16 protein-coding genes are annotated in these 22,538 nt (G+C 62.1%); 6 read left to right on the top strand and 10 right to left on the bottom strand.

The annotated features are described in order from the left end of the window. Positions 1 to 92: 92 nt before the first annotated feature. Entirely contained in the window at positions 93 to 6,452 is a 6,360-nt protein-coding gene (locus NKH36_RS15965; protein ID WP_352963210.1) for a kinesin, read from the top strand. 75 nt (positions 6,453 to 6,527) lie between these two features. Here the strand turns inward: NKH36_RS15965 and NKH36_RS15960 are convergent, their stop codons facing one another. The 4 genes from NKH36_RS15960 to NKH36_RS15945 all read right to left on the bottom strand — a co-directional run bounded on the left by NKH36_RS15960 (position 6,528) and on the right by NKH36_RS15945 (position 9,746). Next, positions 6,528 to 6,971: an SRPBCC family protein gene (locus tag NKH36_RS15960; protein ID WP_352959140.1), complete on the bottom strand. Its 444-nt coding sequence runs from the start codon at positions 6,969 to 6,971 to the stop codon at positions 6,528 to 6,530. Between the two features lie 430 nt (positions 6,972 to 7,401). Further along, a complete protein-coding gene (locus tag NKH36_RS15955; protein WP_352959141.1) occupies positions 7,402 to 7,929 on the bottom strand; it encodes a winged helix-turn-helix domain-containing protein in 528 nt (175 codons plus the stop codon). A gap of 168 nt (positions 7,930 to 8,097) precedes the next feature. Continuing rightward, positions 8,098 to 9,069 (bottom strand): esterase-like activity of phytase family protein, encoded by a 972-nt coding sequence (locus NKH36_RS15950; protein ID WP_352959142.1) that lies wholly within the window; start codon positions 9,067 to 9,069, stop codon positions 8,098 to 8,100. Then, positions 9,066 to 9,746, bottom strand: a complete 681-nt coding sequence (locus NKH36_RS15945) for a VTC domain-containing protein (RefSeq protein ID WP_352959195.1) — start codon at positions 9,744 to 9,746, stop codon at positions 9,066 to 9,068. The genes NKH36_RS15950 and NKH36_RS15945 overlap by 4 nt, the downstream gene beginning before the upstream one ends. On the opposite strand from NKH36_RS15945, the gene NKH36_RS15940 reads away from it, so the two are divergent. Beyond that, positions 9,642 to 9,881 carry a hypothetical protein gene (locus tag NKH36_RS15940; RefSeq protein WP_352959202.1) on the top strand — a complete coding sequence of 80 codons (240 nt, stop codon included), beginning with the start codon at positions 9,642 to 9,644 and terminating at the stop codon, positions 9,879 to 9,881. The genes NKH36_RS15945 and NKH36_RS15940 overlap by 105 nt on opposite strands. Before the next feature lie 249 nt (positions 9,882 to 10,130). Here NKH36_RS15940 and NKH36_RS15935 read toward each other — a convergent pair whose 3' ends face one another. From NKH36_RS15935 to NKH36_RS15920, 4 genes are all read right to left on the bottom strand, one after another. Next, on the bottom strand, positions 10,131 to 10,736 hold the full coding sequence (locus NKH36_RS15935) for an ABC-type transport auxiliary lipoprotein family protein (protein WP_352959143.1): 606 nt from the start codon (positions 10,734 to 10,736) through the stop codon (positions 10,131 to 10,133). Positions 10,737 to 10,844: 108 nt separating this feature from the next. Next, positions 10,845 to 12,218, bottom strand: a complete 1,374-nt coding sequence (locus NKH36_RS15930; RefSeq protein WP_352959145.1) for an MlaD family protein — start codon at positions 12,216 to 12,218, stop codon at positions 10,845 to 10,847. A 14-nt stretch (positions 12,219 to 12,232) separates the two neighbouring features. Beyond that, positions 12,233 to 13,051: an ABC transporter ATP-binding protein gene (locus NKH36_RS15925; protein WP_352959146.1), complete on the bottom strand. Its 819-nt coding sequence runs from the start codon at positions 13,049 to 13,051 to the stop codon at positions 12,233 to 12,235. Position 13,052: 1 nt separating this feature from the next. Beyond that, positions 13,053 to 14,240: an MlaE family ABC transporter permease gene (locus tag NKH36_RS15920; protein WP_352959147.1), complete on the bottom strand. Its 1,188-nt coding sequence runs from the start codon at positions 14,238 to 14,240 to the stop codon at positions 13,053 to 13,055. A 78-nt stretch (positions 14,241 to 14,318) separates the two neighbouring features. On the opposite strand from NKH36_RS15920, the gene dgcA reads away from it, so the two are divergent. Then, positions 14,319 to 15,302 carry an N-acetyl-D-Glu racemase DgcA gene (dgcA, locus tag NKH36_RS15915; protein ID WP_352959149.1) on the top strand — a complete coding sequence of 328 codons (984 nt, stop codon included), beginning with the start codon at positions 14,319 to 14,321 and terminating at the stop codon, positions 15,300 to 15,302. Here dgcA and NKH36_RS15910 read toward each other — a convergent pair. Then, complete coding sequence (locus tag NKH36_RS15910) at positions 15,273 to 16,490, bottom strand: MFS transporter (RefSeq protein WP_352959150.1); 1,218 nt, start codon at positions 16,488 to 16,490, stop codon at positions 15,273 to 15,275. The genes dgcA and NKH36_RS15910 overlap by 30 nt on opposite strands. 109 nt (positions 16,491 to 16,599) lie before the next feature. Continuing rightward, positions 16,600 to 17,421 carry a UDP-2,3-diacylglucosamine diphosphatase gene (locus NKH36_RS15905; protein ID WP_502912049.1) on the bottom strand — a complete coding sequence of 274 codons (822 nt, stop codon included), beginning with the start codon at positions 17,419 to 17,421 and terminating at the stop codon, positions 16,600 to 16,602. Between the two features lie 119 nt (positions 17,422 to 17,540). On the opposite strand from NKH36_RS15905, the gene NKH36_RS15900 reads away from it, so the two are divergent. The 3 genes from NKH36_RS15900 (at position 17,541) to NKH36_RS15890 (ending at position 22,499) form a co-directional block, all read left to right on the top strand. Further along, positions 17,541 to 18,320 (top strand): SDR family oxidoreductase, encoded by a 780-nt coding sequence (locus NKH36_RS15900; protein ID WP_352963203.1) that lies wholly within the window; start codon positions 17,541 to 17,543, stop codon positions 18,318 to 18,320. Positions 18,321 to 18,533: 213 nt separating this feature from the next. After that, complete coding sequence (locus tag NKH36_RS15895) at positions 18,534 to 20,024, top strand: gamma-glutamylcyclotransferase family protein (protein WP_352959154.1); 1,491 nt, start codon at positions 18,534 to 18,536, stop codon at positions 20,022 to 20,024. Positions 20,025 to 20,174: 150 nt separating this feature from the next. Further along, positions 20,175 to 22,499: an NADP-dependent malic enzyme gene (locus tag NKH36_RS15890; protein WP_352959155.1), complete on the top strand. Its 2,325-nt coding sequence runs from the start codon at positions 20,175 to 20,177 to the stop codon at positions 22,497 to 22,499. The last annotated feature ends 39 nt before the right edge of the window (positions 22,500 to 22,538 follow it).

Genomic DNA, 22,538 nt, shown 5'->3' with positions numbered 1-22,538 from the left:
CATTACGATACGACAGGTCATTTTCAGCCTCTTGCGTGGGTACACGAAAAGCACAATAAGTCCCGCGGCAGCTTGTACAGGGTAGCGAAGGCATGGCGAAGAAAACAACGACGACAAGAACGCTCGACAACGACGTAGCCAGGGAACTCGAAAAAGCGCTTGATATCGATCTGAACGGGGATGCTGGTGGCGACCTCGACATCGCAGCGTCGATGGAAGATCTGGAAGCGCAGATATCGCAAGCCGCCGACGAGTTGGCACGCGAAGGCCGTAACCAGGATGCCGAGCCTGTCGCCAGCCAGAGCCAGAATGCCGAACCTGTCGTCAACCAGATTCAGAAGACGGAGCCAGCCGCCAACCAGGATCAGAAAGCCGAGGACCAGAAAGCAAGGCCCGCGGCAAAGGCTAAGCCGGCTGAACTGCTGCGCCCTGTGGAAACGCGCAATGGCACGCAGCCGGCCGGCTTCACCCCGGCCAATGACCCTCGCCAAAAAGACTACAAGACGCTGCTGCACACCCTCAATCGGCGTGCCTCGAACACGATCTATTGGGTCGTGGCGCTCGTTTCGCTCGCCTGGATCGCGGGCGCCGGTGCATTGGCTAATCTGCTGTTTGGGCCAGGCATCTGGCAAATCCGCACGCCCGACCAATTTTTCGCCCGTCCCGAACTGATCGGCCTGGCGATCGCTGCGATCCTGCCCGTCCTCCTGTTCTGGGCGTTTGCAGCCATGATTCGCCGCGCGCAGGAAATGCGTATCGCCGCTCAGTCGATGACCGAAGTGGCCTTCCGCCTGACCGAGCCGGAAAATGTCGCCCAGGATCGCGTCATGATGATCGGGCAAGCCGTCCGCCGCGAGGTGGCGGCCATGGGTGAAGGCATCGAGCGCACGCTTGCGCGGGCCGTCGAGCTCGAAACCCTGGTCCACAGCGAGGTGAACCAGATCGAACGCTCCTACTCGGAGAATGAATCGCGTATCCGCTCGCTTGTCGACGGGTTGGGCAGCGAGCGCGAAGCGGTGGTCACCCACGCCGAACGCGTGCGCGCCTCGATCACCGGCGCGCATGAGACGCTGAAGGACGAAATCGGGGCTGCCAGCGACATCATTCGCGACAGCATCCTCAACGCCTCGACCAACCTGTCGATGACGATCACCAATTCCGGCGACACGCTGATCGACAGGATCAACCAAAGCTCGCTGTCGATCTTCGATTCGGTGGAGGGCCGGCTCGAATCGATCACGGACCGGCTGTCGACCTCCGGCGAAGCCTTCGCCAGCCTTCTCGATACACGCATCGCCAAGCTGACGGACACGACCGACGGCCTCACGCGGTCGCTGACCGATCTGCTCGACGATCGGACCTCCGGCATGGTGTCGCTGCTCGGCGGCGCAGCGCGTACGCTCAACTCCGAATTTGAAGCCAGCCTTGACGGCATCGAGCGGACGCTGGCCGAACGCGGCCAGGCGCTGATCAGTGAATTCCAGACCCGCGCCGAGGCGCTGGACACCGGCACCCAGAAGCTCAACGCCGCGCTCGAGGCTCGCGCACGCCAGATCAACGAGACGCTGGTCGAGCGCGCGCGCGAAATCGCCCATACCTTCCAGGAGAGCAAAGAGACGCTGTCGGCGATGATCGATCAGGGCAAGACCCAGATCGGCGCCGACATGGCCGACATCGTTTCGTCGACTTCGTCCATGCTTGAAGCACGCGCCGGCGATTTCGCCGGGCGCATGGAAGCGGCCCGTCATGTGGTGTCGCGCTCCTTCGACGCCGACATCCAGCGGCTTGCCGATGCCCGCGTCGGCATCGAAGAAGCCGTCGAGAACCACAGCCGCAAGCTTTCCGAAAGCCGCGAACGCATGGCGGCGGCCATGCAGGCCGATCTGGCGAAATTCGCCGAAAGCCGCGCCGGCATCGACGCGGCTGTCACCGACCAGGTGCAGAAGCTTGCCGAAGGCCGCAACCTGATCTCGCGCGCCCTCGAAGAGGATCTGCGCAAGGTCAACGAGTCGCGCGCCACCATCGATGCTTCGCTCGGCAGCCATCTCGAACGGCTCGAAGAGGGCCGTAACAGGCTTTCACAGGCTTTGAACGAAGACTCCGGAAAACTTGTAGAAGCCCGCACGATCATTGACGAAATGGTTGCCGGTCACGTTGGCAAGCTCGCCGAAGGCCGCAGCATTCTTTCACGCGCCCTCGAGGCCGATCTCGGCAAGCTGGCGGACAGCCGCGCGAGCATCGACGGCCTGGTCGCCGGTCAGGTCGAGAAGATCGCCGAAGGTCGCGCCATTCTCGCCAAGGCGTTGGAAACCGACGTTGTCGGCATCAAGGATCTCATCGAGAGCCATTCCGCCAAACTGGCGGAGGACCGCAGCCTGCTTTCGCGCTCGCTTGAAAGCGACCTGTCCGGGATCCGAGGCTTGATCGAGGACCATTCGGGCAGGCTCGCCGACGATCGCAGCCTGCTTTCGCAGACGCTCGAGGCAGACCTCGCCAAGCTGGCGGACAGCCGCGCGAGCATCGACGGGCTGGTCGCCGGTCAGGTCGAGAAGCTGGCCGAAGGCCGCGACATCCTCAAGCGCGCGCTGGAATCCGATCTCAACACGATCAAGGACGTCATATCAGGCCAGTCCGAAAAGCTGGCGGAAGACCGTGGTCAGCTCTCCAAGGCGTTGGAAACCGACCTGCAGAGCGTGAATGGCCTTATCTCCGATCACATGAACAGACTCGCCGAGGACCGTTCAATCCTGTCCAAGGCGCTCGAAGACGACCTCGCCAAACTGGCGGAAAGCCGGTCGAGCATCGATGGTCTGGTTACCGGCCAGGTCGAGAAGCTGGCCGAAGGCCGCGACATTCTCAAGCGCGCGCTGGAATCCGATCTCAACACGATCAAGGACGTCATATCAGGCCAGTCCGAAAAGCTGGCGGAAGATCGTGGCCAACTGTCGCGAGCGTTGGAAACCGACCTGCAGAATGTGAACGGCCTTGTCTCCGATCACATGAACAGGCTCGCCGCAGATCGCTCGACCCTGTCCAAGGCGCTCGAAGACGACCTCGCCAAACTGGCGGAAAGCCGGTCGAGCATCGACGGGCTGGTTGCCGGCCAGGTCGAGAAGCTGGCCGAAGGCCGCGACATTCTCAGACGCGCCCTGGAAGCAGACCTCAATACCATCAAGGGTGTCGTCGCCGACCAGTCCCAGCAGCTGACCGACAATCGTGCAGAGTTTGCGCGGGCGCTGGAGGCCGATCTCGGCAGCGTCAACGGTCTCGTAAACAGCCACGCCGAGAAGCTCATCCAGGACCGCTCGATCCTGTCCAAGGCGCTGGAAGACGATCTCGCCAAGCTGGCGGAAAGCCGGTCGAGCATCGACGGGCTGGTTGCCGGCCAAGTCGAGAAACTGGCCGAAGGCCGCGATATCCTTAGACGCGCGCTGGAAGCAGACCTGCAGAAAATTGCAGCGAGCCGCAGCGAGGTGGACGACATCATCGCCGGGCATGTCGGCAAGCTGGCCGAAGGCCGCGACGCCCTGACCCGTGCGCTGGAGGACGATCTCTCCAAGCTCGCCGATACGCGCAAGGAAGTCGACCGTTCCCTGTCCGGCCATATCGATCAGATCGGCGCCAGAAGCACCGACATCTCGGACGCCATTGCCGCCAACGTCGAAAAGATCGAACAGGCGTTCAGCCGCCAGACCGGCGTCATCGAGGAGCGCGCCGGAACCATGGAGCGCGCGCTGTCGACCGGTGTCGACAACGTCCGCAGCGTGCTCGAAAAGAGCGCCGTCTTCGTTGCGGGAGCGCTGCGTGAAAAGGTCATGGAAGTCACCAGCGCGCTGCATGAGCAGGCGGGCGCGGCGTTCAGCGACGCCGATCGCAAGATCGCCGAACGTGCCGAGCAGACCTCTGCCGCCTTGCTCGCCAGGGCGGAGGATATCGCCCGCACCTTCGAGGAGGCGGATCGCCGCCTCGCCGCGCGTGCCGAAGACACGTCGAGCGCGCTCATTGCCCGGGCCGAGGATACATCGAGCGCAATCATGGCCCGTGTCGACGACACATCGAACTCCTTGCTGACGCGCGCCCAGGAAACGGCCGACCAGCTGGCCGCTCGTGCCAGCGAGATCGCCGGTACATTCGATGCGGCGGACCAGAAGCTGGTTGCCCGCGCGGTCGAAACGGCGCAGTCGCTGGCGGCACGCGCCGGCGACATCCTGCGCAATTTCGAAGGCGCCGACGAACGGCTCGGCGTGCGCATCGGCGAATCGGCCGAAGCGCTAGCAGCGCGGGCATCGGACCTTGGCCGCATTTTCGATGCCGCCGACCAGCAGCTGATCTCGCGCATCGCCGAAGGTTCGGAAGCGCTGTCGGCCCGCGCGTCCGAAATCGGCCGTATCTTCGACGAGGCCGATCACCGTCTGGTGTCCCGTATCGCAGACAGCTCGTCGACGATCGGAGAACATGCCGACAACATCGTCGGGGCGTTTGCCAGCACCGAGCAGCGGGTTGCCGAACGTGCGAGGCAGACCGGTCAGGAACTGGCTGTCCACGCCCGTGAAATCGAGCAGGTACTCGCCGGCGCCGACGAGCGCCTGGCATCCAGCGCGGCGGCTGCGGCAGCTCGCGTCGAGGAGCAGGTTGCCGGCGTCGAAAACCGTCTCGTCTACACCACCGAAACGATAGGCCAGAAGCTCAACGAGCAGGTTTCGACCGCTGAGGCGCAACTTATTTCGCGCGCCAACTCGATCGCCGAAACCTTCACTGCGGTCGGCCAGCATATCGGCCAGAGCACCAACGACGCAGCGAAGACCATCGGCACTAACACCCGCGAGCTCAACACCATGCTTGCGGCACGTTCGGCCGAGATCTCGAAAATCCTCGACGAAACGGCACGGCCGCTGGTCGAGCGCTTCGCCCAGGGCGGCTCGGAACTGCAAAAGAGCATGGAAGAGGTGACCGAACGCGCCACCGAGAAGCTGCGCAGTGAAAACGCCACCCTCGTCAATGCGCTCGCCAGCCGCACGGCCGAAACATTGTCGGCCATCGAAGGCGCGCGCTCGACGCTCGCCGACAGTGTCGCCGATCTCATCGGACGCATGAGCACCTCGAGCTCGCAGCTCGGTCAGTTGATCGAGCAGGCGGCGGCCAATCTCGGCCAGGTCGACGAACGCCTGACCGGCAGCACGCAAAGCTTTGCCGCGACGACGGAAAAAGCCGCGCAGACCTTCGCCAGCTCGGCGCGCCTGGTCGATTCGAACACGACACGGCTTACCGAGCTGTCATCCGCGACCTTGCGCGAGGTTGCCTCGATCGCCACCAAGTTCGACGAGCACAGCCGGTTGCTGTCCAGTGCTTCGGATCTGTTGAGCTCGGCCCAGAGCAACCTCGAACACACGCTGGAAAGGCAATCGTCGCTGGAGGACCTCGCCGTCGGCCTGGTCAAGAAGTCGGAGGATCTCGAAAAGGTCATGCGCTCGTTCGAGGATCTGGTCGGCCAGACGTTGCAGAACGCCGAAGGGAAGACGCTGGAGTCGGCGGACAAGATTCGAACCGCCATTGCCGATGTCGTCGATTCGGCAACGAAGCGCTTCGCCGACGCGACCGAGGAGATGCGGCGCACCGCCGGCTCGATCAAGAGCGAGCTCGATCTCACCCGCGCCGAGCTCAAGAAGGGCGTCATCGAGATGCCGGAAGAGGCAAAGGAATCGACCACGGCCATCCGCCGCGCCGTTTCCGAGCAGATCAACGCGCTGAAGGAACTATCTGAAATCGTTGCGAAATCGGGCCGCAGCACCGATTCCTCGGAGCCGCGCAACCTGCGTCCTGCGCCGCAAGCTCCTGCCGCGCGCGCCACCGAGCCGCTGCGCCGTCCTCCGGCCCAGCAACCCGAACCTCGTGCCCCGCAGGCGCCATCGGGTGACACCGCACTGCGCGGCGCGCTCGACCTGGAACGCCCGGCTGAGACGGCGCCGCGCCAGCGCGACCCCAATGGCCGTACGCCGCAGGGCGGCTGGGTGCGCGATCTCTTGACCGGGGCATCGCGCGATGAGGGCGCCAAGCCCGCTGCACCTTCGGAAGCGCCACGCTCGGCACCGGCCCAGCGCTCGCCGCTTCACGTCGTGGAGTCGCTCAATTCGCTTTCCGTCGACATCGCCCGCGCCATCGATCACGACGCCTCGATCGAGCTTTGGGACCGCTACCGGCGCGGCGAGCGTGACGTGTTCACGCGGCGTCTCTACACGCTGAAGGGCCAGCAGACTTTCGACGAGATCCGTCGCAAATATCAGATGGAGGCGGAATTCCGCGCCGCCGTCGACCGTTACTGCGACGATTTCGAAAAGCTGCTCAAGGATGTGTCGCGCAACGACCGCGACAACATGATGGCGCAGACCTACCTGACGTCAGACACCGGCAAGGTCTATACGATGCTTGCCCACGCCAGCGGCCGCCTGCATTGATCGGACGACAGCGACCAAAAGGCGGGAAAATTTCCCGCCTTTTTCATGCCGTCCCCGCGTCCTCGGGATGATGCTCTATTGATTGATCTCCGGTTCGACGAGCCTTGCCAGGTTTCGTAGCGAGTCCTGCCAACCGAGATAACAAGCCTCAGCTGGAATGACGTCCGGAACACCTGCCTGCGTGATATCCAGCTCCGTGCCGACTGATACTTTCTTCAATATCACAGTCACCTGCATCTCGCCGGGTAAGTTAGGATCGTCGAACTTGTCCGTATAGCGCAGGCGTTCGCCCGGAACGAGCTCGACATATTCGCCGCCAAACGCGTGGCTTTGGTCCGTTGTGAAGTTGCGGAACGACATCTTGAATATGCCGCCGACTTTGGGTTCCAGATGATGAACCGTGCAGGTAAAGCCGTTGGGCGGTAGCCATTTCGCGAGCGCGTCCGCCTCAAGGAAAGCGCGGTAGACTTTTTCCGGGCTGGTTGCCAGGACGCGGTGCAGGCGTACGGTACTGGGCATATCGATTTATCCTTGTGGTTGGAGTGTCGATCCATGCCCAAGGACGAACCGGTCCTGACCAATCCGACACAAGTTCTGAGGTTTTTTTGGAACAGGAGCGAAAACAAGAACTGTTCCCGCGGACATACTAAGAAAGAACAGACTACGAACACTGAGCTAGGTCAGCCGATTGTCGATCGGCCTTACGCTGCTCGCGCAATCCCCTTTGACAGGCGCAGCGGCATGTATCCGTCGACGAGATTTCGCGGCTCGCCAGAGGAATAAATGCCGGTGAGGTTGATATGCTCCCAACCAAGGGGCGAGACGCACCAAGTATGGACAGCCGGCTAAAACCTCGCCGGAGCTTGGCTATATTTGGAGAACGCCGGATTAGATTTTGGCAAGCGCGGTTAGAGGGGGTAAGAGCTGCTCTTACGTCCGACAGCTTGCTTCAAGCCGAAATCTCGTAACCGAAGCCGCGCACGGTCTTGATAAGCGGCCGCTCCCCTGCACAATCGATCTTCCGACGAAGGTAGCGTATGTAGACATCGACCACCTTCGTTTCCGGGTCGAAGCTCAGATCCCAAACGTTGTTGAGCAGGCGCGTACGACTGATGACGGCGCCGGAATGCGACATCAGATAGGTGAGAAGCCTGAATTCCTTGGCCGTCAAGCTGATCTCGCGCTCGCCGCGCCAGACCTTTTTGCTGGTCGGATCGAGCAACAGGTCACCGACCCTTAGCACCGGGTCTGCGCCTGCGCTGGTGCCGCGACGAAGCAGCGGTTCCATCCGCGCGATCAGTTCGTCGAAGGCGAAGGGTTTGGTGAGATAGTCGTCGGCGCCACCCTTCAGCCCTTCGACCTTGTCCTGCAGGCTGTCTCTGGCCGTGAGCATCAGGACAAGGTTTTTGCGCTGCTCGCGCCGCCGAGCCAGCTTGATCGCCTCCAGGCCCGTGGCGCGGGCAGTGGGATTGAGCATCTCATCCAGCGCCTTGGTACTGTCGTGGGCCGCGAGCGCAGCATCATCAATCGTGTAAAACAGCTTGCCTGAACCAAAGATTGTCTGAAGGAAGAAACATCGGGATAACTCGCTAGGGTTGAATGCGTTGGGTAGAACGGCTTCATTGCTCTGCCATCGGCTGCTTATTCACGGGGTCGCCGTGACCTTGAACAGGACGAAAGTCGTCGGTTCAGCGTCCTTCTTTGTCTTGTCGGTGACCATGAGAAACAGGTCGTCCGAGAGGCGGGCCAGTCCCTCGAAGTTGTTCACCAGCATTGCATCAGGCACGGCTGAAAGCTCGGCAAGGTGGCACTCCTGTTCAGCGGAGCACGCAGCAAAGTCGAGATAGCGCAGGCGCGCTGTCGGTGCGCCGCCCTTTTCCTCGCGGGTTCGTTCCAGAACAAGGAGATTGCCGTCCGGCAACTTCTGGATCGCCTTGAGCCTGCTATCGGGCTGGAAAGCCTCGAAGGACCAGGTCGTTCCGTCAGCCGCATAAAGCGTGTGGCTGTCTTCTGGCTGGCCCTCCAGGGGCCGTTCCGGCGCCGTCAGCATGCCATGACGCTTGTCGAACGCGACCGCTTCAAGGCGGCTGTTTTTCTTGCTGTATTGCGTCTCGTCCGCCAACGGACCAGGCAGTGATATGTCACCGATCTTTTTGCCTTCCGGTGTAAAGCGGACAATCGCGGGCCCGTCTTCGAACGCGATCAGCAACTCGGTGTCGGATTGCTCGCCATTGTCGTCATTGAGCGCGGTGAGGCCTTCCGCATTGGTGACGGACCCGCCGGAAGCCTGACTTGCCGTCGCCGCGATCGGGACGGAGAAGACGGGTTGGATCTCCGCGATCCGAATCCCGTCCATGCGAACGCGAAAATGATGGAGAACGCCGCCATCGGAGACCGCATAGAGAAGTTGCTCATCCTCATCCCAGGCCCGGCCGGAGAATTCCTCGATTCTCATTCCGTTTGCGCCCTCCGCGGGCACTTCCATGCTGTCCAAGGCCTCCAGGCTTGCCGCGCCGGCTCCGACCGCACTCGGCGTTGTCATCGCGGTTGAGGCAAGCAGCAGCGAAGCCCATGCAAGGCGGTTGAACATGCGGCGAATTCCGCTTGGGTTTGTCATGCGGCTAATTCCTTTTCGATCGGTGAGATGGCCAATTCGAGTTGTTGCGCGGGAACGCTCCCAAGCTTGCGGAGAGCCGGAAGAAACTTGTTGTGCTTCGTTCCCTGGTTCAGGATCGCGATCGCCGTGCAGTATTTTGAACAGTGCTTGGTCGGGTGCTGGTGCAGCGTTCGCAGAATGCGGTCGGCTATCCCGTTGCCGTTCGCGGATTTCGTTTCTAGGATGAAGCGATCATCACGAACGGCGTGCGATGAGCCAGGAGCAAAAAAACGCAACTGGCTATCGATCGTCATACGCTCGCCGCCCTCCTTGGCGACAAGCGTCATGCGGACATAGCGCATGTCGATGACCCGCGAGAGTTCGTATGGAAAGTCCTGACGATACTGGTCGAAATAGACGCCGTGGACATAACCCAGAGCTGTCTCATCAAGGACACCGAATTTGACGGGATCGTAGGGCAGTCGCTTCTTGATGGTGGCGCCGCGCTTGTCCTTGAGCTTCACCTCGACGAAGCACAGCCCTGCCTCAATGTATTTCCGGATTCGGACTTTCGCCCGCCTGCGCCGGCCCTGATGGTGATTGAAATAACTCTGCCGGTCCGCATCGTCGAAATAGCAGGTTTCGTAGGTGAATATCCGGCGCCCGCCGATCTCAAGAATATCGAAGTGCGTTGCCAGTTCAGCCGCGGCGCGGCGAAGTACGGCCGCCCCGATGATATATTTGTTGTCGAGCCGCTCCAGCATCTCGGCCTTTGCGTTGAGAGCATCCAGGCTGATCGGGGCGAAAGCCCGCTCCAGCCAAGCGTTCCCTAGACCGCTTACCGGGGGCAGTGATCCCTCTCGTTCCGCTAGCAAGTAGGTTCGTGGTCTGTTCTTCTTGGCGTGTCTACGGGAACAGTTCTTGTTCTGACCCCCGCAGGGGCGGCAGACCTTTATGTTGGGCTTCTGCGACCGCTTTCGAACTCTGCAGACTCCGTCTGCGGGGCAGTGAATGGCTGGTTTGTCACCGAAACCTGACCCATTGAGTTTGATCCTAAGCTGCGCCCGGTGGCCTAGGCTGTGTCAGATCACCGAATCGGTCCAGCGGACGATGTCCTTGGCGGCATCGCCGAATGCCCTGTCGAGCGCGCCGACATAGGCCTGGTTGCCGCTGCCCGAGACCGGTGCGGTCGCGGTAAAGCTCTTCGAGGCGCGCACCTCGCCATTGCGGTCGTTCAGTATCCGCACAAAGAGCTCGACCTCGGCATGTTCGCCGCCGTCGACCCGGACTTCGAAGGAACGGACCTCGACGATCACCTGGTAGTCGATCGCCAGCCCCTCGCCCGGCTTGCCGACACCGGCGAAGCTGCCCGAGTGCTGGAATGTCTCGGCCAGCCGCGCCTGCACGATCAGCGGCAGCCGATCGGCCCATTGCGCGCCCTTGAGGTACTGGATCGAGCGCACGGAAGGCTTGATGACGATGTTCTGGCTGTCCAGCGCCTTGAGCGCGGAGGGTTGGGCAATGAGGATCTGGCGGCGGCTGCGGCCGCGCGCATCGAGCGGCGGCGCCGACAGTTCGAATGTATCCAGGGGCGCCGGCCCGCCGCCCGGCAAAAACGCGCAACTGGCTAGCGAAAGCGTAAGCAACGCCACACCCGCTTTGAGCCCGCCCGATTTGACCCCGCCCAATTTAAGCACCCCCGACTTCACCCGCGATCCCGTTGTCCCCGAATCGTATGAGCAATCCGCATCCGCAGTGCACTTGCCTGCTGTTCTTGGGGCGGGCAAAAGTCGAAGTCAACGCCGCACCCTGCCGTCGAATTGCCGAACCTCGCCCTCGCCGCCTGACAGGATCCGCTGCGGATTGCGGCTGAGATCCGTGACCGCCTCTTCGATGCGGGTGATCGAACGGCGGCTGTCCTGGACCAGCGCCTCGACGTCCTGCAAGCCCTGACCTGAGAATCGCGCCAGATTGTCGGTGATGGTGCCGAGGCGGGCGTTCAGCGTGTCGGCGACCTGCTTGAACGATTTCAGCGTATTCCTGGCATCGGCTATCATGCCGTCGGCCTGGCCTGAGCCGAGCAACGTATCGACCTTGGCGAGGATGCCGTCGACGCGCACCGAAGCGTCGTTGAGACGCTCCGCGAGCTGTTGCGCGTCTTTGATCGTCTGGTCGATGTCGTCGGCACGGTTGGCGAATTTGCTGGTCACCTTGGCGATGTCGGCGGCAGCCTCGTTGGCGTTTTCGCTGGCCTTCTGAATGTTGGCCAGCGCGGTGCGAACCTGTGCCGGGTCGATACCGTCGAGAACACCGTCGACCTTGGCCAGCGTGCCTTGCGTCCTTTGGGCGAAATCGTTGATCGATCCCACCGCCGTGTCGACATTCCTCACGACCCTGTCGAACTGCTTGCTGGTTTCCTTCAGGTTCGTGGTCACCGTGTCGACATTGGCGACGATGCTCTTGATCTGATCCTTGTCGACGGCGTTGAGCAGTCCTTCCGCCGCCTTCAGCGTGCCGTCGAGCTTGCCCGAGACGCCCCTCAACTCGTCGGACAGCGAGCTGACGCTGGCGAGGAATTTGTCGATGCCGTCGGAATTCTTGGCCAGCGCATCGGAGAAGGTCTGCACATTGTTGACGGTCTGCGTCAGCGGCCCGCGAACGTCCCTGGTGAATCCTTCGAGTTGGGAGAGAACCGTATCGGCGCGGGTGAAGATGTTCTGCGCCGTCTGCAATAGGTTGGTGACCGCCGACGGGTTGGCGACGATCTCGGCGACGCGGCCCTCCGCCTCCGCCTGATCGAGAAGGTTCACTTCTTTGGGGTCGGCGCCCTTGAGTTCGATATTGGCCTGACCGGTGAGGCCGGCAAGGCCGATATCGGCCTGCGTCGATTTGGTGATCGGCGTCGTGCGGTCTATTTCGGCGTCGGCTATGGCGGCGGTCGGATTGGCGAGGTCGATATAGACGCGCTTGACATCCCCAACCCTGACGCCGTTGAACAGCACGAAACTGCCGCGGCCGAGGCCGGAAGCCGATCCCGGAATGCGCACCCGCAGCATCGCCGTCTCACCCCTGTCGCCGATCGCGGCCGTCCAATAGACGAACGCGAATGCTGCCAGGATCGCGGCTAGCGTGAAAATGCCGACAATGACGTAGTTGGCTCTGGTTTCCATTTACCCACTTATGGCTATGCGCGGGCCGCAAGATCAAGTTGCCGCGCACGTTTTCCGCGAAAATAGGATTTCACCCAGGGTTCCTCGCTTCTGAGCATGTCGTCGATCGTGCCTTCGACCAGCACTTTCTTTTTGCCGAGCACGGCCACCCGATCACAAGCGGTGAACAGCGTGTCGAGATCGTGCGTGACCATATACACGGTCAGATCCATGGTATCGCGCAGCTTGACGACCAGTTCGTCGAACTCGGCCGCGCTGATCGGATCGAGGCCTGATGTCGGCTCGTCCAGGAACACGATGTCCGGGTCGAGCGCCAGCGCGCGCGCCAGCGCCGCACGCTTGATCATGCCGCCGGAAAGCTCGGACGGGAATTTCTGCGCCGCATCCGGCGGCAACCCGACCAGTTCGACCTTGAGCATCGCCAGCTCGTCCATCAGCTTTTTCGGCAGATCGAGATATTCGCGCATCGGCACCTGCACGTTTTCGAGAACCGTGAGCGCCGAAAACAGAGCGCCGTGCTGAAAGAGGACGCCAAGGCGCATGTCGATGCGAAGACGCTCCCTCTCGCTCGCCTTTTCGACATCGACGCCGAACAGCTTGATCGTCCCCGACTGCTTGCCCGTCAGCCCGAGTATGGTGCGCAGGAGAACCGACTTGCCGGCGCCCGAGGCCCCGACGAAGCCGAGGATTTCGCCGCGCCGGATATGGAGCGACAATCTGTCGAGAATGACCTTGTCGGCGAAGGAGACGGTGATGTCCTGCGCGGAAAGCACAATCTCGTCTTCTTCCGCCCTTTTCGTAGTCCTGGTCGGCTTTGTGCCCAGCAGCGCCATGTCAGAACTCGATCGCTGCGTAGAACATAGCAAAAAGCCCATCGAGGATGATCACCACGAAGATCGACTTCACCACGGAAGCAGTCACGTGTTGCCCGAGCGATTCGGCGCTGCCGCCGACCTTCATGCCTTCGACGGAGGCGATCGTGCCGATGATCATTGCCATGAACGGCGCTTTGATCAGACCGGCAAAGATGGTGCTGAGATCGATGGCAACGCGCAGCCGGTCGATGAAGGCGGCCGGTGCGATGTCGGAGTAGAGCCATGCGGCCAGGATGCCGCCGCCGAGTGCCGCGAAATTGGCAATGATCGTCAGGCAAGGCAGTGCGATGACCAGCGCGACCAACCGCGGAAACACCAGCACGCCGATTGGATTGAGCCCGATGACCTTCAGCGCGTCGACCTCCTCGCGCATTTTCATCGAGCCGATCTCAGCCGTGATCGCGCTGCCCGAACGGCCGGCGATCATGATCGCGGTCATCAGCACGCCGAGTTCGCGCAGGATCAGCACACCGACCAGATCGACGACGAAGATGTCGGCGCCGAAATAGCTGAGCTGGTAGGCGCCTTGCTGGGCCACGATCGCGCCGACGATGGCCGACATCAGCACGACCACCGGGATGGCGCCGACGCCCATGCGATCGATCTGGTTGAAGATCGCCGCCGGATTGACCGCATGGCCGCGGCCCAGCTTCATCTGCGCGCCGCGGATCGTGGCGCCCAGTATGTTCATCGAGGCCAGGAAATCGTCACGCATCTCATAGACGCGCCGGCCAACCGCCTCGAGCGCGCGAATGACGATATTCGGCGGCCTGACGGTGCCGGAATCAGGTTCGCGTCGAACGGCGTCACCGACGGCGCCGAGCAGGATCGAGGCAATCTCGCTTTGCCCCTGCATCGTGATTTCCACAGCCTGCTTTTCGAAGGCGCTGACCAGACGGTCGATCACCCAGGCCCCGGCGGTATCCATCTTCTCGATATGCGAGAGGTCGAGCGCCAGCGTCTGAAAGCCGCTGCGTTGCTCGATCTTGCGCATCTCGGCATCGACGAGCGCCACGGTGCGTGTCGTCCAGGTCCCGGAGAAAGCGCAGCCGAGAACGCCGCCCTCCTCGCCGACAACAACGCGCGGCTGGTGGTCGGCCTCCTTGGCGGTCGTGCCGCTTGCGTCGCGTTTGCGGATCGTCAACATGGCGTCCTGTTTAGCCTGACGGAACCCCCCTGTCGATTTGCCGACAAGCTTGTTGTCGCACAGCCGGAGCAGAAAAATATGGCGCGTGTCATTTCGGTCGAGTCCGAGCGCTTTCCCATCGCCGGGACCTTCACCATTTCGCGCGGTTCGAAAACCGAAGCCGAGGTGATCGCGTGCACGATCAGCCAAGCCAACCATAGCGGGCGCGGCGAATGCGTCCCCTACAAGCGCTATGGCGAGACCATGGACGGTGTCCGCGACGTGATCGAGGCGATGCGGGAGCAGATTGAAGGCGGTATCAGCCGGGCCGCGCTGCTCGACGCCATGCCGGCGGGCGCAGCGCGCAACGCCGTCGACTGCGCGCTATGGGACCTGGAGGCGAAGATCACAGGCCAGCCGGTCGCCTCCAGCATCTGCGCGGCTCCGCCGAGGGCGCTCGAGACGGCCTACACGCTATCGCTCGGTGAGCCCGAAGCGATGGCAGCCCAGGCCCGCGCCAACGTCCAGCGCCCGCTGCTCAAGGTCAAGATCGGCGGCGACAACGATATGGCCCGTATCCGCGCGGTTAGGGAGGCGGCACCGGCGAGCCGAATCATCCTGGACGCCAATGAGGGCTGGACGGACGACAACATCGTTGCAAACCTCGCCTTTGCCGCCGAGCACGGCATTGCGCTCATCGAACAGCCGCTGCCGGCGGGGCGTGACGGCATCCTTCGCCACATCGCGCATCCGGTGCCGATCTGCGCCGATGAAAGCGTGCATGAGGCAGAGGGGCTTGCCTCGCTTGTCGGCCTTTACGATGCCGTCAACATCAAGCTCGACAAATCGGGCGGCTTGACCGCAGCCCTCGTCCTTCGCGAGCGCGCCCGCGAACTGGGTTTTAGCGTGATGGTCGGCTGCATGGTCGGCACCTCATTGGCCATGGCGCCGGCGGTGCTGTTGGCGCAGGATGCCGATTTCGTCGATCTCGACGGTCCGCTGCTGCTGGCCCGCGACCGTGTGCCTGGCCTTGTCTACCAGGGCTCGCTGGTGTCACCGCCCGATACGGCGCTGTGGGGCTGAACGCGCGGCAAGCCCGATCAGCACAAGGCCGACCAGGGCGATCGGGATCATGGCAAAAAAGCCGCCCGCGCCGAAGCGGTCGTAGAGTGGGCCGGACATCAGCGTCACCACGGCGGTGAAAAAGCCGTTGGAGAAATAGGCGATGCCTTGCGCGGCCCCGGTGCGTTCCTCCGCGACCGTCTCACCGATCATTTTCTGCAGGCCGATCAGCACCAGCGCCACGGAGACCGCATGCAGCGTCTGGACTGCGAAAAATCCGGCGACGCCAAGGCCGAGCGGCCAGATCAAAGGGAAGGCAATCCAACGCACGATCGCGCCTATCCCGGCCATCACCATGATCGACACCACCGAGAAGGAGCCGAAAGCCCGGGTGAAGACCATGAACATGCCGATCTCGGCCACCACACCCCAACCCCAAAGCAGCCCGACCACCTGATCGCCGATGCCGATCGATTTCCAGTAGATCGAGACGAAGCCGTAGAAAAACGCGTGGCTGGCGGTGATGACGCCGACGCCGACGGAGAAATACAGGAAATAGGCGTTGAGGAGTTTTGGTGCCGATTGCTGGATGTCGGCCGCCGAAAGCGGCGAGGCACGGCGGGGGCGGCCGAGCCGCGGCGCGATCAGTGCGACGACAAGCGCCGCGCCAAATGCCACGAAGATGATCATCGGAACAGCCTGGGCGCCGGTGGCCGACAGGATGAAACCGCCCGCAAGACTTGCGCACAGATAGGAGATCGATCCCCATTTGCGCATGCTTGCGTAGTTGGAGCCGAAGCGGCGTACCCCCGATAGCGCCAGAGAATCGGCAATCGGCGAATGCGGCGTCCAGACCACGGCGAGCGCCAGCGAAACGGCCAGCACCATCGCGTAGCTCGGCGTCAGGAAATAACCCGCGGACAGCGTCAGCGATGCGGCCGTCAGCGCGACATAGACATGGGCGCGGTCGCTCGCCCTGTCGGCCAGGGCCGTAAGCAATGGCGTCGTCACAACGCGCAGGAACATCGGTGCCGCGAGAATGATCGCTATCTGCTCGGCATCAAAGCCGTTTGCCTGCAGCCACAGCGGAAAGTATGGCAAATGTATCCCGAGCGGCACGAAAAGCGTTAAGAAAATCAGGCTCATGCGCAGCTCGAAATGACGCGGCTTGACGAGCTGTTCGGGTGAAAGCGGCGGCAGGGAGGACATCAGCAGGCAATCCGTCGGCACGGCATCGGCCGGCCGGCCGGCAACGCACGTCGATCCCATAACATGGCAAAAAAAGCGATGAAACCGCCTAGACTAACGCATCATCGCGTCAGGCAGCCTGGACTGCCCTGCCCTTGATGTCGATCGGCACCAGCACTTCGCTGCCGACCGGAGCCTCCGGCAGCACATGCGCCCAGTGCAGGATCTCCATCCGGCCGTCGAAATGCTCGACCACCGCGGTGCAACTCTCCACCCAGTCGCCGGTGTTGATGTACTGCACGTCCTCATAATTTTCGATCGCGGCATGGTGGATGTGCCCGCAGATCACGCCGTCGACATGCGAGCGGCGCGCTTCCTCGGTCAGCATGGTCTGGAACGAGCCGATGAAATTCACCGCCTTTTTGACGTTGACCTTGGCCCAGGACGAAAACGACCAATAAGGCAGGCCAAGCAGTTGGCGCAGCCGCGTCACCACGCGGTTGACGAGCATGGCCGCGTTGTAGGCGTAATCGCCAAGATAGGCCAGCCAGCGCGCATTGTGGACGACAGTGTCGAACTGGTCGCCATGGATGACAAGAAGACGTTTGCCGTCGGCGGTCTCGTGGACGGCACGGTCGGCGACGACGATGCCGCCGAAATGCGCACCTTGGAACTGGCGCGCGAATTCGTCGTGATTGCCGGCGATGTAGGTGATGCTGGCGCCCTTGCGGGCCTTGCGCAGCAATTTCTGGACGACGTCATTGTGGCTCTGCGGCCAGTGCCAGCTCCGTCTCAGCCGCCAGCCGTCGACGATGTCGCCGACGAGATAGATGATATCGGCGTCGTGATGGCGCAGGAAATCGATGAGGAACTCGGCCTTCGCCGCCTTCGATCCGAGATGGACGTCGGAGATGAACATGCTGCGGAAAGTGCGGGGCTCTGCGCCAGGCATTGGATTCTCACCGTTGGTTCCGAGCAGGCTATGCCCCGATTCATGCAACAACCGTATGACGGTTGCGATTGGTCCAGCCCCAAGAGTAGGTTGCGGCGCCAATCAGAGGAGAAATCGCCATGGATCTCGGTATTCGCGGAAAAAAGGCCATCGTCTGTGCTTCGAGCAAGGGCCTTGGGCGCGGCTGCGCCATGGCGCTGGCCGAAGCCGGCAGTGATCTGGTCGTCAACGGGCGCAACGCCGACCAACTGGCCAAGACCGCCGCCGAACTGCGCGAAAGATTCGGCGTTGAGGTGACCGAGATCGTCGGCGACGTGTCGAAGCCCGAGGTGCAGAAGGCGCTGCTTGCCGCCTGTCCCGATCCCGATATCCTCGTCAACAACAATGGCGGACCGCCGCTTCGCGATTTCCGTGAGCTCAACCGCGAAAAGATCCTCGAAGGCGTCACCCAGAACATGGTGACCCCGGTCGAACTGGTTCAGGCTGTGATCGACGGCATGGCCGAGCGCGGCTTCGGCCGTATCGTCAACATCACCTCGCTGTCGGTCTATGTTCCGATTCCCGGCCTCGATCTGTCGTCCGGCGCGCGCGCAGGCCTGACTTCGTTCCTAGCCGGCGTCGCGCGGACGGTGATCGACCGCAATGTGACGATTAACAACATGCTGCCGGGCAAGATCGACACCGACAGGCTGCGCCCTCCGCACGAAGCCGGTACCCCCGAAGATCCGGCTGCCGCTGTCGCGCGCAAGACCCAGGCAGCAGCCAACGTTCCGGCCAAGCGGCTCGGCACGCCGGAGGAATTCGGCCAGATCTGCGCCTTCCTGTGCTCGGTTCATGCCGGCTACCTGACCGGGCAGAATATACCGGTGGATGGCGGCCTCTACGTCAGCGCGTTTTAGTGGCAGAATCCAAGGTTTGGCACCGGCTGAGAACGGGGGAAAACGTCACCTAAGCGGAAGCTCGTTCGCCCTCAGTCGAATTCACGCCCTTGACCCAAAGCGGACATCCCGCGTTGCCGCGCCGGACTTTGAAAGCTAGGGCGACATCGGTCTATTGATGAGGTTTCGCAAACCTTTGCAGCGCAGTGCGACTAGCCCGTCGCGGAGTAGACCATGTTGAAAGCTACCGAAGAGGAAATCGAGGAAGTCCGGGAATACTTTGAGTGGCAGGCGCCCGACCTAGAAGTGACTTTCATGCAGAAGGTCTACTCGGAGGCCGTTCTCAACACCCGCCACGACGTGTGGGACATCCACACCAACAAGGATCGCTGGTGGGTCATCACGGGCGGCACAAACCTCTACTCTCAGGAGCAATTCCCTAATATGGACCTTGCTCTGACCTTCCATATTGGCCTGATGCTCCGCATCCCCCGAACGGGAAAACAACAGGAAGGCGACCTACGCATCCTTCCGTTCGGCCCTGTCTTCGAGAAGATGGAAGAAGCTGGCACCGCCGTTGCACAAGCGCAGAACCTCTCGGACTATCAGGCCGTCGGCGTTCGCTGCCGCGAGGCGCTACTCGAGCTGATCGGCGTCGCGCAGGACGCGGCAATGTGGACAGACGCACCGCCACAGCGTGCGAATTTTCGCGCGTGGACGGAGATCATCTGCAACGAACTTCTGCCGAGCGACACCAATAAAGAGCGTCGCGGAGCCCTCAAGAGTGCGCTTGAGTCCGCATGGACGTTTTCAAACTGGCTGACGCATTCAAAGTCGGCCACCTGGATTGATGCCGAGATCTCGGAATCGTTGATCCAACACGCAATCGGCATGGCGACATCATTGATCATTCGCGAGTTGCGCGGGGTGCCTCGCGAATGTCCGAACTGCGGCTCGCCGCATCTCCGACCCGAACATGGCGAAGATACTGAGGCACCCGGTGTACTCTGGGAAAGACCGCGCTGCGCCGACTGCGGATGGGCCGGCAGGCCCGTTCCAATCCTCGACCTCGAGGATGGACAGCCCATCATCACACGCGAAGGCGAAGAAACCGACGAGTGCAGCATAATGACAGTACCGCTACGCACGATCCTGAAGCCGGGAAATCCCACGATCGAGCCGCTGAAGAACACAAAGACCGGACCCCCGGAGCACGTCGTCTATTTTGCCTATGGGTCCAACATGTCGACCGCCCGGCTGCGCGAACGCATGCCGAGCTGCAAACCACTCGGCATCGCAACCTTGCCGGGTCATGCGCTCCGTTTTCATAAACGCAGCACGGACAAATCCGGGAAGTGCAACGCAGTTGCCAGTGAAAACGATAGTAGCGTGATCAGGGTCCTGTTCAGCTTCGATCCTGCCGATCGTGCCAAGCTGGATAAGGCCGAAGGCGTCGGCAGCGGCTACGAGCACGCGACGGTCACGGTCATTAACAACAAAGGTCGCAGGCGAAAGGTCCTTACCTATCTCGCCACTCCCGACTACATCGACGACGGCCTCAAACCCTATCGCTGGTACAAGGACTTTGTGCTTGCAGGTGGCAGGGAGCACGGACTGCCGTTGGAGTATATTGACGAATGCATCCAGTCGGTCGAGGCGATCGACGATCCCAACAAGACACGCGACAAGAAGCAGCGCGCCACGCTCGGAAGTCCCGGACAGTGACGGCATCCAACATTTCAATGGGACCACAAGCCTGACGGCGATGCGAAGCCATAAGCGTCGCACTTTGCGACATATCACCTCTCGAAAAGCCCCGGCTGCATGCTAAGAGACTCAAAACAGTAAACGGGCTGAACTGAAGAGGCGACCGATATGGAAGGCGAAAACAAAAAAGCAGCCCGGTCGGACCTCGACGAAGCCGCACTTTATTTCCACAAGCATCCACGGCCTGGAAAGCTTGAAATCCAGGCAACAAAGCCGCTCGGCAACCAACGCGACCTGGCGCTTGCCTATTCGCCCGGCGTCGCGGCGCCCTGTCTGGAAATCCGCGACAATCCGGCGACTGCCGCCGACTACACCGCGCGCGCCAATCTGGTTGGCGTCGTCTCCAATGGTTCGGCGGTGCTCGGCCTCGGCAATATCGGACCGCTGGCGTCCAAGCCGGTGATGGAAGGCAAGGCGGTGCTGTTCAAGAAGTTCGCCGGCATCGACGTCTTCGACATCGAGATCGACGCGCCTGACATCGAGCGCATGGTCGAGACGATCTCGGCACTGGAGCCGACCTTCGGCGGCATCAATCTCGAGGACATCAAGGCGCCCGAATGTTTTGAAGTCGAGGAACGGCTGAAAGCCCGCATGGCCATACCGGTCTTCCACGATGACCAGCACGGCACCGCGATCATCGTCGCCGCCGCCGTGCTCAACGGGCTGGAATTCGCCGGCAAGACGATCTCCGACATCAAGATCGTCACCTCCGGTGCCGGAGCTGCGGCCCTTGCCTGCCTCAACTTACTGGTTTTGCTCGGCGCGCGCGTCGAAAACATCTGGGTCACCGACCGTTTCGGCGTCGCCTACAAGGGCCGCGTCGATGAGATGGACCGCTGGAAGGACCCCTATGTCAAGGACACCGAGGCGCGCACGCTGGCCGATGTGCTGCCCGGCGCCGACGTGTTCCTGGGTCTTTCGGCAGCCGGCGTGCTGAAACCGGAATTGCTCCAGCATATGGCCCCAAAACCGCTGATCCTGGCGCTGGCTAACCCCAATCCTGAGATCATGCCGGAAGCGGCACGGGCGGCGCGACCCGACGCGATGATCTGCACCGGCCGCTCCGATTTTCCCAATCAAGTCAACAACGTACTTTGTTTTCCTTATATTTTCCGTGGCGCACTGGACTGCGGCGCCAGTGCCATCAACGAAGAGATGAAGATGGCCGCGGTGCGGGCGATCGCAGCCCTTGCCCGCGAAGAACCGTCGGATGTCGCCGCCCGCGCCTATTCCGGCGAAACGCCGATCTTTGGGCCTGATTTCCTGATCCCCTCGCCCTTCGATCCCAGGCTGATCCTGCGCATCGCGCCGGCGGTGGCCAAGGCCGCCTGCGACACCGGCGTCGCGACGCGGCCGATCACCGATATGACGGTCTATATCGACACGCTGAACCGCTTCGTCTTCCGCTCCGGCCTCGTCATGAAGCCGCTGTTCACGATGGCCAAAACGTCGAGTGCCAAGCGCGTCATCTATGCCGACGGCGAGGATGAGCGTGTGTTGCGCGCCGCCCAGGTGGTGTTGGAGGAAGGTATCGCCGAGCCGATCCTGATCGGCCGCCCGCACGTCATCGAGGTGCGGCTGAAACGCTACGGATTGCGCATTAAGCCGGGCGTCGATTTCGGCCTGATCAATCCCGAGGACGATCCCCGCTACCGCCACTATGTCGATCTTTTGATCGAACTCGCCGGCCGGCGTGGTGTCACGACGGAAGCCGCGCGCACCATGGTGCGCACCGACAACACAGTGATCGCCGCACTTGCCCTCAAGCGTGGCGACGCCGACGCCATGGTCTGCGGCCTGGAAGGACGGTTCGAGCGGCATTTGCGCAATGTCACCCTGATCATCGGCCCGCGCGCCGGCATCAAGGATCACGACCTGTCGACGCTTTCCATGCTGATCTCGCAGCGCGGCATCATTTTCCTCACCGACACCCATGTCACCGTCGATCCGACCGCCGAGGAGATCGCCGAGATGACGGTGCTGGCAGCCGAGGAAATCCAGCGCTTCGGCATCGAGCCGAAGGCCGCCCTGCTGTCGCATTCGGATTTCGGCTCACGCGACTCGCCAAGCGCGCTCAAGATGCGGCAGGCAGCGGCGATTCTGGCGCGCATCGCGCCCGACCTGCAATGCGACGGCGAGATGCATGCCGACTCGGCTCTGTCGGAGCCGCTGCGCCAGCGCGTCTATCCGCATTCGCGGCTGAAGAGCGAAGCAAATCTGCTGGTCTTCCCCAATCTCGATTCGGCGAACATCACGCTCACCGCGCTGCGCGCGATGATGGACGCGCTGCATGTCGGGCCGATCCTGCTCGGCACCGACAGGCCGGCGCATATATTGACGCCGTCGGTGACGTCACGCGGCGTCGTCAACATGACCGCGCTTGCCGTGGTCGAAGCGGCCCACAAGGCGCAGGCCATAGTTAATTTGGGCTGAGACCGGATTTGCAGTAAGCTAAAGTCAAACGCCAACGCG

The sequence above is a fragment of the Mesorhizobium sp. M1312 genome (assembly GCF_040318115.1).
GTDB lineage: Bacteria > Pseudomonadota > Alphaproteobacteria > Rhizobiales > Rhizobiaceae > Mesorhizobium.
Note: the sequence above shows the minus strand (reverse complement) of the source record. Positions and strands in the feature narration are given on the sequence as shown.